Below are 13,364 nucleotides of genomic sequence, written 5' to 3' on the forward strand. Positions count from 1 at the left end.
TTAATCCTCCCCCAGCTTTAATGCCTGTGTTATATTCATCTTCTTCAATATAGTTCTTATGACTACGAAACATACAACAAACATAAATACAACAACCGCTGTGAGCTTTATGATGTCGTAAGGATCCACAGCTATCGATATCGCTATGTTGTGTGATTCCGGCAGATAAACCACGGCAACCAGCTTGACGAAAAGCGCCGTAGCCGCAGCACCAACTCCGTATCCCGCCAGACTGGCAAGTACCGAGCTGAATATCTGCTCATTTATGAGCATCTTGTTGATTTCACGCATGCTCATACCCATAGCTCTGTAGATACCAAACAGAAGTTCTCTCTGTTTGATGGATGTTATCCAGTATATCAGGAATCCCACCGTACAAAGTATGATCGCTATGATAAATGACAGTGAGAACAGACCATTTGTTATGAGCACCAGAGGTGACTCCTGCATCTCTGACACATCCTTATCCACACTCTCATACTGCACTATATTGACATCCTCATCACTGAGTGCCTGAAGTACATCCTTGTAGTCCACACCATCCTTGAGATGCATCCATACCTGGTATGGTGTCTGACTGAATGCACCAACAACATATGCATAGTTGGCAACTACGAGGTATCTCTCCACCTCCTGCATCTCTCCCTCGGAATCCTTCTCATACACATACTGTTGGAATCCTGGGAATGCATCCACTATGGCACATACCGTTCCGCTAGGAGATGCGATCTCCTCCTTCTCCTTGCTTGCAATAGGACTGTATCTCGCATAGTTTATGGAATCTCCAACCTTTATATTGTACTTCTTTGCAAGGTTTGATGAAATGATGACTCCATTCGACACTGTTGCAAGATCATTCAGGTAATTGTACCAGTGCTCCTTGTTGAGTCCGCTCTGCAGTCTGGCCGTCTCACCGAACTCCTTGGTGTTGATACCCATGAGTACGCTGCCCGCCAACTCCTCGCCGCCCGCTTTTATGACGGTATTGTCGTCGTATATGACTCTTGTCACCTTGTCGCACAGGCTGTCCTCGAGCTTTGTAAATCTCTCAAAATCCTGCTCTGTGTAATACCAGTGGGTCTTCTTGTCTTTGTCTATGTATGTTCCTCTGGTCCACTGCTCCTGTACCACAAGATCCGTTCCCAGATTGTAATCTATTCGCTGTGTCTTGTTCTTATTTATGGTTCTTGCCATGTTCGAGTTGAACATACCCATGGCTATTGTCATTACAAGGAACACCGATATGAATCCCTGCTTCTTGACCGTACGTGTGATCTGCAGGAATGATGCGTACACAGCCGGTGACCATCTCTTTCTTCCGATCCTGTATATCAGTCTTATCAGGTATTTGATGAGTCTGAGCACCAGAAGTCCCACTGCAAATATAAAGAGTGAGGAGTTCAGGAAGATGACCGGATCAGGTCTTGAACCCGCAAGTATATCGAGTGCTATCGTCGATTTCTGCTTGTTGTAATTGTACAGGAGGTATATTGAAAGTGCCACAAGGATGACGTCCACAAAGAACTTCTCCCAGAATGGCTTGTAATTTACCTTTCCTGTTCTGCTCTTCTGCTCTACTATGGAGTTCTTGGCGTATTTGAACACCGGCAGTGTCACAAATAATATAGCTATAACAGCGGCAGCCAGACTGTATACTATCATCCACGGATCTACTCCATAGAAATGTGTATCCTTAAATCCAAACTGCAGGAACGAATCCGTGCTTGCTGCAAGCTTACACAGAAGATATCCTATAGGGATTCCTATCACTATGGCTATCGCCGACAGTATTGCCGACTGTCCAAGGTATATTCCGAGAACCTGCTTCGTGCTGGTACCACGGCTCTTGAGCATGGCAATCTCTCCATCCTCCATCTCAAGTATCTGACTTGATACCATGTAAATGAATGCCAGAAGCAGAACCAGTATTGGGAGCTCCAGAACCCATATGATTATACCGATGGTTCTTGCATCGCCTTTATAATCTATGAGCACACTGCTGAAATTCTGCTCAAAATATTTATCTGACTTCTCAAATGACTGGAGATAATACAGCGTGTCCATGGCATTCTTGTGTGTTATCTGTGAGTAGTCAAGCATGACGTGATCCACGTAGTATATTGTGAGGAAGCCGTACTTGCCTATCATGTCGTTGAAGTCATCCTTCTTCACATATACCTCGCTGTCGAGATCTGCAAGCTGGTCATACCAGAAGCTGTCTGAGTAATCCTTCTCCTCAAATACACCTACGATCTGATACTTCATAGGATTGCCCTGTGTGTCAACGGCATCGCTGAGTCCGGTATCTATGCTGAATACCTCTCCAACGACAAGGCCGTATTTGTCAAGGTTTCTCTGTGAGATGATACACGGATACACACCATCCTCTGTCTTGGCATCCTCGAGTGACGTTCCATATGTTATGTTCACATGATCCTCTATCTGTGGCATATATGTCATGTTGAAGCTGGTCCTGTGATTCAGGTTGCTCTGGGTGTAGCCCGCCTGAAGTGACAGGCTGGTCTGCTTCTGCAGAGCATCTATCTCCATGTAGTAGTTCCACATGTCCTCATATTTGCCGATCCTGCCAAGTACTGCATCGGCATCGGCATAATCGTCTACTGCGCATGAGCCTGATCTGCCGATAGTTGCCGGATACTTGTTCTGCTCTACCATCGCCGCGTCAAACTTGGACGACATGAGCATATCCAGCGCTCCGTTTTTGAACATTGGGTTGCACGATGCAACAGCCACCAGCAATATGATTCCAAGCAGGAGACATGCATTTAACCACTTCTTGTTCAATAATTTATGTGATAAAAATTTAAACATTATATCTCCTCTCTGCTACTCTGCTGTTGTCGCATCTCCGTCAGATGAATCCGATCCGCCATCCGACTGGCTGTCTGCGCCTGACTTTGAATTATCGGAACCATCTGATGAACTCGATGAGCCACCGGTGGATGTTGCTCCTGATTCCTTAGCTATGACATCGCCCTCTGAAAGACCTGACAGTATAACCGTCTTGGTCTTGTCTGCCTCGCCGAGAGTGACATACTGCTTTATGATCTCATCATCCTTGATGAGCCATACATAGTCATACTCATTTGAATTGTTCTTGCTCGTCTCATGATAGATCATGTTGTTAGGTATCATGACCACGTTCTCATAGGACTTTGTCGGGTAGCTGACCTGATATGACTTCGGCTTCTTGTAAAAGCTTGCATCATCAACCTTTATATAATACTTCAGTTCATCACTGCCTGAACACTTGGTTACGTGAACCCCGCCCTCTGAATCAGTACTGATATATGACTTGGAGCTGTCTCCGGTGCTTCCGACACACACTCCGCTTATCTTCTTACCGCTGTTGTTCTTATTTGATATTGAAACCTTCTGGTTTACAGCAAGTTTTCCCTCTGATATGGATATCGCCAGGATCACATTGTCGTTGCTTCCGACTGTGAGTACATTTGCACCTTCCTTGACAGCCACATCAGTCTTCGCGCCAACCGAGAGGACTGTTCCCGCCTGGTCAGCGTAGACAGTTATCTTTCCGCTTCCATCATTGTTCTTGTTGAGCTTTTCTCTCTGTGCGTTTAAGCTCTTGATGGTTGCATTGTGTGTATATATCCTAAGATCCTTGTTGTATGTAACAACATTTCTCTGGCACACGAGCTGCTCCGCCATGTAGAGAGTGTTCTCTGCATCCGTCGGCGTTGCCACCTTACCCTTCTGGTATCTCGTAATCTCATTTGTAAGCTCATTTATCTGATCATCAAAATCCTTGAGATCCGAACTGTAAGTCTGGTTCTCCTCGCTGATCTGGTTATCTATATCCTTGACCGCCGCTGTTCCGCCGCCACTGTCAATGACAAACAGCACATCCCCCTTCTTAACCTTCTGGCCCTTCTTGACGTTGAGTGACGTGAAACGTCCATCGCATGGTGCAGTGTAGCTGACACTGTTGAGGTCCTCCACCGAGAACGAATCGCTCTTCACCGTTGCTGTCTTCGTATATGAATCGAGTGCCACCGTGTATTCTGTGTAATCACTAGGCATGACCGCATCTGAAGCGTAGTAGACAAGATCGCCTTCCTTGAGTCCGCTGACTACCTCTGTGTAGTTATTGTCGCTGGCACCGGTCTCTATATCCCTGCGCTCCTTCTCACTGGAATCTGTCTTGACATATACAAATTTCTGGTTGTTCTCCTCGTATATGGAATCATTTCCCACTGTGAGTACGTCCTTTGCATCGGATGTACTGAAATACAGTGACACCGTGTTGCCCACGCTGAGGATCTTATCTGCATCCTTCACACCCTTGAGCTTAAATCTTGTGTATGGAAGACTTGACTTGCTCTGTGCCACAGCTATCTCCTGATTGGTGTAGTTGTATGGCACTATGTCATACTGCTTTCCATTTATCACAGTGTACATGTTCTTATACATGCTGTATGTATTCTTCTTGAAGCTCTCACCGGTTATCTCTATATATGGATCACTGTAATCTGAAACCACGACCACGTTCTCACCGCCGCCGACAGTATTCTCACTGCCGCTTATCTTCTTGGCGTATGTTACCGTGCCCGGACGGTCTGCCTTGAGCGTTCCGCTCTGCTTGACCTTGTCCTCATCCTCGTCCTGCTGTGTGAGCTTTTTCTGCTCATACTCATATAAAAGATTATCGTACCTGTTGTTCTCCTCATTTATGGCTTTTTCTGTTCTGGCCTCTGCAGCGCCCTTTGAATCACCGATCTCTTCGCACGCCTTTATCTTCCAGTCCAGCTCAGCCTGATTCTGCTCATATATCTTCTGCTTGATCTCATGTGAATACTTCTTCACATCCTGGGAATCAGCTCCCGAGCTGTCATCCCCATCCATCGATGTTGAAGAATCATCCACTATTGAGCCTGAATCTGTACCACTGCCATCGTCTCCCGATGCTGTGGATGCATTGCTGTCGGTCTCTGCAAGAACCGTGTCCTTCTTGACCTCATCGCCCACATTCACATACACCTTTGACAGAGTCACAGATGTGTCATAGTAATAACAATAGTCAGTTGGGACTATCGTTCCGGTCTTGATGACCTTTTTGCCTATATCTCCATATGTAACCGGTCTGTATGCCTCGTTTGTACTTACAGGTTCAACGAGCTCAGGAACCTTCTCGCTGTTCTCCTTGCCACAGCCCGCCATTCCTCCTGCCATGACAAATGACATTACAAGGCATGCTATTCTGGCGGTCATATTCTTTTTTGTCCGTGTGCTGCCTTTATGCATAATATTCTGTCTCATCAATTTATCACCACCTGCTCTCCGGCCTTCAGTCCTGATTTGATAACTGTATAATCATCCACCGTATCTCCAACGGTAACTTCTACCGCATTCCTGTATCCGTCCTCATTTACAGTGTACACATACTTCTTCTCATCCGAGCCGTCAAACACAGCCTTTTTATTCACATATACAACGTTCTTTACAACCGGCTTATCTATGACCATCTTGAGGGTATCCGCTTCGGTCACTCCGGTCATATCACTGACAGGCTGAAATGTAAGTTTCTGCATCTCCTCTCCGGTGGCAGAGCTTGTATACTTCTCACACTTCGTGAGCTTCAGTGTAAATGTTGCCTCCTGAAAATCAGCATCGTAGGTCTGCCCCTCCTTGAATTCGTATGAATCCGCAGTCTCTGATACATAATCAGACGAACCCGAATCCACCGTTATGAGCGTATCACCCGCTGTGACATATCCATACTGCAGATCTGAGTTGACATAAGTCACTGTTCCGTTCTTGTCTGCAATGACCTGATACTCATTCATTCTCTCGTTCTGCTCTTTGATGTATGTATCCGCCAGATCCATATCCTCCTTCGCCGCGGATATGTCACTGGAGTAATCCTGGCTGCTGTCTATGCTCGCCAGCCTGTTGTAATGGTCTATAAGAAGCTGATCCCGCTCCTTCTGATCCGTATACTGATCTATGGTCTTCTGGATATCCTTGGCCTCAAACTGAATCATCACATCGCCTTTGGCCACCTTATCGCCCTCTTTTACCTTGACCTCCTGAACCTTGTAGTCAGACTGCTGTATCGAGTAATCATTGCTACTGTAACCATCAGGCTTGAGCTCCAATGTCAATGAGGACTGGATATCTCCGCTCTTAACCTGATCCGTATTGAATTCCACCTTGCTATACGGCTCTATATTTATTCTGGAACTTCCTGTCTGTCCACCGGTACTGCCTCCGCAACCAACCAGCGACACGGACATCAGACCGGCAATCGCTGCCGCCAGAACCTTCTTATTGAATATCGCTTTTGACACGCTCTATTCCTCCTGTTTTTATAAATATATTTGATTCTACCCCCTGTCAGCCCATATATCAAGGAAATCTCCCGGGAGTTAATATTAGTTAAAAAAAAGAGAAAGCTTATGTTTTAAGCTTTCTCTCGAAATAAAAAATGCGGGAGATGGGACTTGAACCCACACGCCGTTTCCAGCACTAGATCCTTAGTCTAGCCTGTCTGCCAATTCCAGCACTCCCGCATATTCTATATGTAATTGATAACCGCCCATTCTCTCACATCCGAAATTCCATAGGACTTTCAAAATAAAAATGCGGGAGATGGGACTTGAACCCACACGCCGTTTCCAGCACTAGATCCTTAGTCTAGCCTGTCTGCCAATTCCAGCACTCCCGCATATTTATGTGATGTCGACTTCTGTGCTCGTCACCAACGAATAAGATAATACCATCTATCGAATACAAAGTCAACAACTTTTTTCAGATTTTTATCATATTAGTGAGCTTTCTGTCCACATCCTTCATAAGGTACTCCTTGAACGCTGTGTAATACTCATGTGTGAACTGTGTATACAGGAACTTATTCCAAAGATTACTGCAGTATGTACTGTCAAAATCATAATATGAATCAGTATATACCAGACCATTGCTGAACCTGGTCACATCCAGATACGGTTCCTTTCCTGCATAGTTAAGTCTCATAACGAGGTTCTTCTGCTCACTACAGCAAGCAAAAGTCTCAAGAAACATCTTCATCTGATCCTTTGTTATTCTCTCTACGAACATATGTGCCTCCTACTCTGTGTCTTTACTCTCATTGGTCATCCCCTTAACCTCTATAATTATAGCATACGCCTCCGAATTATAAAACCTTTTCGCGCAACAAAAGAACCGGATGTGTAAGTTTATACCACATCCGGTTCTTTTTACTTATATATAGAAGATTCTATATTCTATATTATGATAACTGTGCCTTTGCAACCTCAACAAGCTTTGCAAATCCCTCAGCATCGCTGATAGCCATCTCTGAGAGCATCTTTCTGTTGATGTCAACACCTGCCAGCTTAAGACCATGCATAAGCTTGCTGTATGAGATATCGTTCATTCTTGCTGCTGCGTTGATACGAGCGATCCAGAGCTGTCTGAACTGTCTCTTTCTCTGCTTTCTGCCAGCGTATGAAGATGTAAGTGCTCTCATAACTGACTGCTTTGCTACTCTATACTGCTTGCTTCTTGCTCCTCTGTAGCCCTTTGCAAGCTTTAATACCTTATTGTGCTTCTGCTTTGCGTTCATTCCGCCTTTAACTCTTGCCATTGGTTTTCTTCCTCCTGATCTATTAGATATAAGGTAATATCTTCTTCATTACCTTCTCGTTTGTTGCGTCTGTCATTGTAGCCTTTCTAAGATTTCTCTTTCTCTTAGTGGTCTTCTTTGTTAAGATATGACTCTTATAAGCTTTAGATCTCTTTAAACCGCCGTTAGCTGTTTTCTTGAAACGCTTAGCTGCTGCTCTTTTTGTCTTTAATTTAGCCATTTTACTTACTTCCTCCTTGAATTATATGTCTATAATAATTTAACGCTTTTGTGTTAAAAACATTATCATGCTTCTTCCTTCAAACTTAGCAGGCTTATCGATAACTGCTATCTCTGCAAGCTTCTCAGCAAAGTTGTCAAGAATAACCTTTGACTGCTCTACATGCGCAAGCTCTCTTCCCCTGAATCGCAGTGTAACCTTAACCTTATCGCCATGCTCAAGGAACTTTCTTGCCTGATTGATCTTGGTATTAAGGTCATTCGCATCGATGTTCGGTGAAAGTCTGACTTCCTTGACTTCCATGGTCTTCTGCTTCTTCTTGGCCTCTTTCTCTTTTCTGGCCTGCTCATAACGATACTTACCATAGTCAACTATCTTGCACACCGGTGGCTGTGCCTTAGGTGCTATCTTCACAAGATCAAGTCCTGCATCCTGAGCCATCTTGTATGCATCCCTGGATGACATTATTCCAACAAGCTGACCATCTTCTCCGATGAGTCGTACCTCTCTGTCTCTAATCTGTTCGTTGATCATTAAATCGCTAATGACTCTCTACCTCCACACTTTTAAAATTCAATTCTCTGACATAAGAAAAGTGGATAGAACCATCTATCCACTTTCTTAATACAAAGCATATTCAAACTCAGGAAAACCCTGTAAATCTTCTAAGCTAAATATTAACCCGAGTCATGTCAGACCATGCTAAGGTGAGAGTGGATACTCTGCTTCTATGTTCACTGTTTCACACAGCAATGGTAGAATACCACATCGCCAGCCGTGTGTCAACTGTTATTTTTCTTTTGTCGATATGCCTCTGTGCTGCCTTTATATCACTCATTATCGCCGTGGGATTCAACCGGGATGAACACCCTGTCATTGTCCTCTTCCTTCACCGGCTTCTGACTCTCCTGCGCAAGCTTCACAAAATACATCTGTGAATCAAGCTTTGCCTTGCCCCTGAGATCCTGCTTCGCATATGAGCCGTCAGGCTGCATGATGTGAGCCTTGAGTGTATCCTCAAGCTGTATCTTAAGGATATTCTTTATCTTCTTCTTAAGCTCCGGATCCTCTACAGGGAACGTTATCTCAACTCGCTTGTCCAGATTTCTAGGCATCCAGTCCGCACTTCCCATGTATATATCCTCAAATCCGTCATTGTAGAAATAGAATATTCTCGAGTGCTCAAGATAATTTCCAACTATGGATCTTACTGATATATTATCTGAAAGTCCCGGAACTCCTGCCTTGATACAGCATATTCCCCTGACGATGAGTTCGATCTTTACGCCTGCCTTTGAGGCATCGTAGAGCGCATTCATGATCACCGGATCACAGAGACTGTTCATCTTGGCAACTATCCTTGCCTTTTTGCCCTGTCTCGCATTCTCTGCCTCACGGCCTATCAGCATGAGGAATTTGTCCTTCAGCCAGATCGGGGCAACTGCAAGCTTGTTCCACTTCTTCGGCTCTGAATATCCTGACAGCATGTTGAACACCGCCGTCGCGTCCTCTCCTATGGCATCGCTGCAGGTGAGAAGTCCCATGTCAGTGTAAAGCTTTGCGGTCTGATCATTGTAATTTCCTGTTCCCAGATGCACATATCTTCTGATTCCGTCCTCCTCGCGTCTGACAACCAGTGCGATCTTGGAATGTGTCTTAAGACCCACAAGGCCATAGATAACATGACAGCCCGCCTGCTCCAGCTTCTTGGCCCACGCTATATTGTTCTCCTCGTCAAATCTTGCCTTGAGCTCGACGAGAACAGTTACCTGCTTGCCATTTTCGGCAGCCTGTGCAAGTGCCGCGATGATAGGTGAATTGCCGCTGACACGGTAAAGTGTCTGCTTGATCGCCAGGACATCAGGATCATTTGCCGCCTGTTTTATGAACTCAATGACCGGAGTGAACTCATAATATGGATGGAACAGAAGGATGTCTCCCTTCTTTATCCTGTCAAATATATGGCTGTAATCACCCATTCCAGGTACAGGCTGCGGTTTGTACTTAGGATACTTCAGATGGTCAAAACCATCTATGCCGTTCACCTTCATGAGGAATGTGAGATCCAGAGGTCCGTTGATCTTGTATACGACCTCGTCATCGACTCCGAGATGCTTCTTGAGCTCCTTAAGGAGCTTCTTGTCCATGGCCTCGTCCACCTCAAGTCTTATGACCTCGCCCCACTGTCTCTGCTTGAGCTGCTTCTCGATCTCCTTCAGCAGATCTGCGGTCTCCTCCTCATCTATGGAGAAGTCTGCATTTCTCATGATACGGTATGGATATGCACACACTATGTCGTAGTTCAGGAACAGCTTGTCAAGGTTCTTCTCGATAACCTCCTCCAGAAGAATTATCTCGGTAACGCCCTTCTCCTCAGAAGGAAGTCTCACGATCCTTGGAAGTACAGATGGAACCTGGACGGTCGCTATATCCGTCACGTCCTTTTTCTTATCGTATATGAGTGCACCTATATTCAGTGATTTATTGCGCACCAGCGGGAATGGTCTGGACGAGTCCACCGCCATAGGTGTGAGTACCGGGTATACATCCTTCTCAAAGTATTTGTCCACGTACTTTGCCTGCTTTGGAGTGAGATCCTCATGGTGTCTCACAAGCTTCAATCCGTTCTGGGCAAGCTGAGGGATGAGGGATCTGTTCAGTGTCTGATACTGGTTCTTCATGAACTCTTTGGTGCTGGCATGGAGTGCGTCAAGCTGCTCCCGCGCCGTCATTCCGGCTATATCCTTCTTGGTGTATCCGGCATGCACCATATCCGTGAGTGATGCTATTCTTACCATGAAGAACTCATCCAGATTGGATGCCGTTATACTCAGGAACTTTATTCTCTCAAACAGAGGAATGGTCCTGTCCTTCGCCTCGGACAGACATCTCTTGTCAAATTCAAGCCAACTGAGCTCTCTGTTATAAAATATCGGATTCTTATCTGCCATCCTTTACAACCCCCTTTTCTGTTTTAACACAGGCTTCACTCCAAAGACCTTTCTGAACAGTTCAGTCTTGGTCTTGAACACCCCTGCCTCAAGCGTAATATCATTCAGTGTATCTACCGTCATAGTGAGCACGTAGTCCTTGAAGCTGAACTTCATATCACTTATCTTCTGCCTGTGGCTCTTGTCAAGGACATCCGCAAGTCTCAGTATGGATGCCAGCTTGGCGACCTTCATGTAATCCGCAGTCATCAGCGATACCTGTGCCTTTGTCTGTGAAGGGAGATAATACTCGTTGAACTTCACAATATTTGCAATCTCCTCCCTCTCCTTGTGGGACAGTCCAAGTATCTCCGTGGACATGATTATGTGATAGGACATCATGGTGCCCTCGTTCATATTTACAAATTTGCCACAACTGTGGAGCATGGCTGCGATCTGGAGCTGCAGTCTCTCTCTCCTTCCGAGTCCGTGGACGCTCTTGAAGGAATCAAATATATCCAGTGCGTTCTGCGTCACATTCTGTGTGTGCTTCCTGTTGACCTTATATTTCTTGGCTATGCTGTTTGCCGATGCAATGATATCCTCGTCGAAATTCTTATTCAGCAGAAGAGTTCCGTTCTTATCCATATAATCGGCAACTATTCCGTCACAGAACGTAACATCCGGCGTGATGATATCCTCCGCCCTTGAGTTGTCGAGGAATGACTGGTAAATGATCGCCATCGGAAGCATCAGTGTCGCCCTCTCGTATGGCACACCGTATTTTTCTGAAAGGACCTCCGGGGTGGTCTCAACTACCTTGTGATAAAGCACGCGGAACTGATCTCTTGTGATCTTGTCTGTGATATTCAGCTCCGGTCCGACCTTCTTCAGATTTGCGATTCCGTCTCCTATGGCTATTATGCTCTTGATGTCCTTATCGTTTATAAAGAGGTTCCTGAACTCCTCTATGAAGTTCGATACGAACTCCTCCATGATATTCTCCAGAGCCACCGTGTCTGCGCCGTATTTTGCCAGATAATCCCTTATTCTCACGGCTCCTATAGGAAGGTTCTGTGTCTGGATCAGATTCTGCTTGTCAAATATAGATATCTGGAGACTTCCCGCTCCTATGTCCAGAAGCGCCCTGTTCTTCGTGTCGGCATCCTCAAACTTCGACTTTGCCGCATACGCCTTGTAGTTCATGAATCTCTGCTCCGAGTTGCTGAGCACTGAGACGTCGATGCCTGTGTGCTGCTTTATCCTCTCAAGGACCATGACTGAATTCTCCGCCTCACGCACAGCGGACGATGCATACGCCTTGTATTCACGCACATCGTATTCCCTCATCTTCCTGCGGAATTTGTTGAGGATCTCACATACCTTCATTATGGAATCCTCGGTTATCCTGCCACTGTTGTAGGTATCACTACCGAGCTCAACTGTGCTGTTGACGTAATCGATCTCCCTCGCCCCTTTTTTGGGAGTTATCTCATACACCTTCATTGACAGCTCGTTAGAACCTACATCGATGGCTGCAAATACCTTACTTGCCATATCTACCCCACCTTTCATGTTACTTATCAGTATGTTCCAATTATCTTGAAATCCATAGAATCCCTATTTATATGGTCCAGCGCATCTATCGTCGCCGGATCCATGAGACTTCCCTCAAGAGTTATGAAGAATGAATATTCCCATTTTCTTCCCCTGAGAGGCCTCGACTCAATGCTTGTCATATTGAGCCCGTTATGTTTTATATGTCCAAGTATACTGTAAAGGGTTCCACTCTCATGTGGCAGTGCAAAGCATACGGATATATTTCCCGCACTCTTCACATACTCCTTTTTCTTTGACAGTATGATAAATCTCGTTGTGTTGTTCTCATTGTTGACTATATCGTCCTTAAGTATCTCAAGTCCGTATATATCTGCGGCAAGAGCGCTCGCTATGGCAGCCTGGGTAATATCACCTTCATCCCTGACCTTCACCGCACCCACTGCAGTGTTCGCAACCGGGCACTGTGCGTATCCGGCTCTGTTTAGGAATTCACTGCACTGCAGAAGCCCCTGCGGATGGGAATATACAGTCTGTATATCAGAAAGCTTTGAGCCTGGAACTCCCATGAGCATATGTGCCACCTTGACCTCGTCCCCGCCCACGATGGTCAGACCGCTGCTGCCAACCATATCATATATACCACTCACAAATCCGGCAGAGGAATTCTCTATAGGCAGGACTCCGTAATCAGCCTTGCCTCTCTTCACCGTCTCTATGACATCCTCAAATTTTGCAACATTTACATTCTTTATATCCTTGCCAAAATAGTCATGCATAGCCTGATGACTGTAAGCCCCCGGAACACCCTGGTATACAACCACCGTGTCTTTATCGACCTTCAGATGATCCACGGGCACAAACCCGCTCACCACATCAGAGCTTATATGTGCCAGCGCAACATCTCTGCCCTCAACACACGCTCTGTCGATAAGCTCATTCTTTCTGGTGATAAGCTGCTGTATCTGCTCCTCCAGACTGTTTATCTCTTCCAATGTATTCATTCTATCTATCCTTCCACTTGAAGTGTCAA

Annotated in this window: 10 protein-coding genes and 2 tRNA genes; all 12 read right to left on the minus strand. The window is 45.5% G+C overall.

What is annotated here, in order from left to right:
• A complete protein-coding gene (locus DW159_RS05445; RefSeq protein WP_117549223.1) occupies nucleotides 1-2,832 on the minus strand; it encodes an ABC transporter permease in 2,832 nt (943 codons plus the stop codon).
• Between the two features lie 15 nt (nucleotides 2,833-2,847).
• Complete coding sequence (locus DW159_RS05450; protein ID WP_117549225.1) at nucleotides 2,848-5,298, minus strand: biotin/lipoyl-binding protein; 2,451 nt, start codon at nucleotides 5,296-5,298, stop codon at nucleotides 2,848-2,850.
• Nucleotides 5,298-6,329 (minus strand): efflux RND transporter periplasmic adaptor subunit, encoded by a 1,032-nt coding sequence (locus DW159_RS05455; RefSeq protein ID WP_117549227.1) that lies wholly within the window; start codon nucleotides 6,327-6,329, stop codon nucleotides 5,298-5,300. Before DW159_RS05455 ends, DW159_RS05450 begins: the two co-directional genes overlap by 1 nt.
• A 138-nt stretch (nucleotides 6,330-6,467) precedes the next feature.
• Nucleotides 6,468-6,551 (minus strand) — tRNA-Leu (locus DW159_RS05460).
• Nucleotides 6,552-6,622: 71 nt separating this feature from the next.
• Nucleotides 6,623-6,706: transfer RNA gene (locus tag DW159_RS05465), tRNA-Leu, on the minus strand.
• A gap of 83 nt (nucleotides 6,707-6,789) precedes the next feature.
• The gene (locus DW159_RS05470; RefSeq protein ID WP_015533881.1) at nucleotides 6,790-7,095 is read right to left on the minus strand and encodes a hypothetical protein; all 306 of its coding nucleotides are present in this window, start codon (nucleotides 7,093-7,095) and stop codon (nucleotides 6,790-6,792) included.
• A gap of 172 nt (nucleotides 7,096-7,267) precedes the next feature.
• On the minus strand, nucleotides 7,268-7,624 hold the full coding sequence (rplT, locus tag DW159_RS05475; RefSeq protein WP_004849136.1) for a 50S ribosomal protein L20: 357 nt from the start codon (nucleotides 7,622-7,624) through the stop codon (nucleotides 7,268-7,270).
• A 22-nt stretch (nucleotides 7,625-7,646) separates the two neighbouring features.
• On the minus strand, nucleotides 7,647-7,844 hold the full coding sequence (gene rpmI, locus DW159_RS05480) for a 50S ribosomal protein L35 (protein ID WP_004849138.1): 198 nt from the start codon (nucleotides 7,842-7,844) through the stop codon (nucleotides 7,647-7,649).
• Between the two features lie 39 nt (nucleotides 7,845-7,883).
• The gene (infC, locus tag DW159_RS05485; protein ID WP_015533882.1) at nucleotides 7,884-8,378 is read right to left on the minus strand and encodes a translation initiation factor IF-3; all 495 of its coding nucleotides are present in this window, start codon (nucleotides 8,376-8,378) and stop codon (nucleotides 7,884-7,886) included.
• Nucleotides 8,379-8,674: 296 nt separating this feature from the next.
• The gene (locus DW159_RS05490; RefSeq protein ID WP_015533883.1) at nucleotides 8,675-10,795 is read right to left on the minus strand and encodes an RNA degradosome polyphosphate kinase; all 2,121 of its coding nucleotides are present in this window, start codon (nucleotides 10,793-10,795) and stop codon (nucleotides 8,675-8,677) included.
• A gap of 3 nt (nucleotides 10,796-10,798) precedes the next feature.
• Nucleotides 10,799-12,331, minus strand: a complete 1,533-nt coding sequence (locus tag DW159_RS05495) for a Ppx/GppA phosphatase family protein (protein WP_015533884.1) — start codon at nucleotides 12,329-12,331, stop codon at nucleotides 10,799-10,801.
• 26 nt (nucleotides 12,332-12,357) lie between these two features.
• Nucleotides 12,358-13,335 carry a prephenate dehydratase gene (locus DW159_RS05500; protein WP_117549229.1) on the minus strand — a complete coding sequence of 326 codons (978 nt, stop codon included), beginning with the start codon at nucleotides 13,333-13,335 and terminating at the stop codon, nucleotides 12,358-12,360.
• Between the last annotated feature and the right edge of the window lie 29 nt (nucleotides 13,336-13,364).

It is taken from the genome of Coprococcus sp. AM14-16 (assembly GCF_003434675.1).
Lineage (GTDB): Bacteria > Bacillota > Clostridia > Lachnospirales > Lachnospiraceae > Coprococcus > Coprococcus aceti.

Bases quoted from the DNA above. Each gene is read 5' to 3' on its own strand.
- DW159_RS05445 (WP_117549223.1), bottom strand. From the start codon at position 2,832: ATGTTTAAATTTTTATCACATAAATTATTGAACAAGAAGTGGTTAAAT.
- DW159_RS05450 (WP_117549225.1), bottom strand. From the start codon at position 5,298: ATGAGACAGAATATTATGCATAAAGGCAGCACACGGACAAAAAAGAAT.
- DW159_RS05470 (WP_015533881.1), bottom strand. From the start codon at position 7,095: ATGTTCGTAGAGAGAATAACAAAGGATCAGATGAAGATGTTTCTTGAG.
- rplT (WP_004849136.1), bottom strand. From the start codon at position 7,624: ATGGCAAGAGTTAAAGGCGGAATGAACGCAAAGCAGAAGCACAATAAG.
- rpmI (WP_004849138.1), bottom strand. From the start codon at position 7,844: ATGGCTAAATTAAAGACAAAAAGAGCAGCAGCTAAGCGTTTCAAGAAA.
- infC (WP_015533882.1), bottom strand. From the start codon at position 8,378: ATGATCAACGAACAGATTAGAGACAGAGAGGTACGACTCATCGGAGAA.
- DW159_RS05490 (WP_015533883.1), bottom strand. From the start codon at position 10,795: ATGGCAGATAAGAATCCGATATTTTATAACAGAGAGCTCAGTTGGCTT.
- DW159_RS05495 (WP_015533884.1), bottom strand. From the start codon at position 12,331: ATGGCAAGTAAGGTATTTGCAGCCATCGATGTAGGTTCTAACGAGCTG.
- DW159_RS05500 (WP_117549229.1), bottom strand. From the start codon at position 13,335: ATGAATACATTGGAAGAGATAAACAGTCTGGAGGAGCAGATACAGCAG.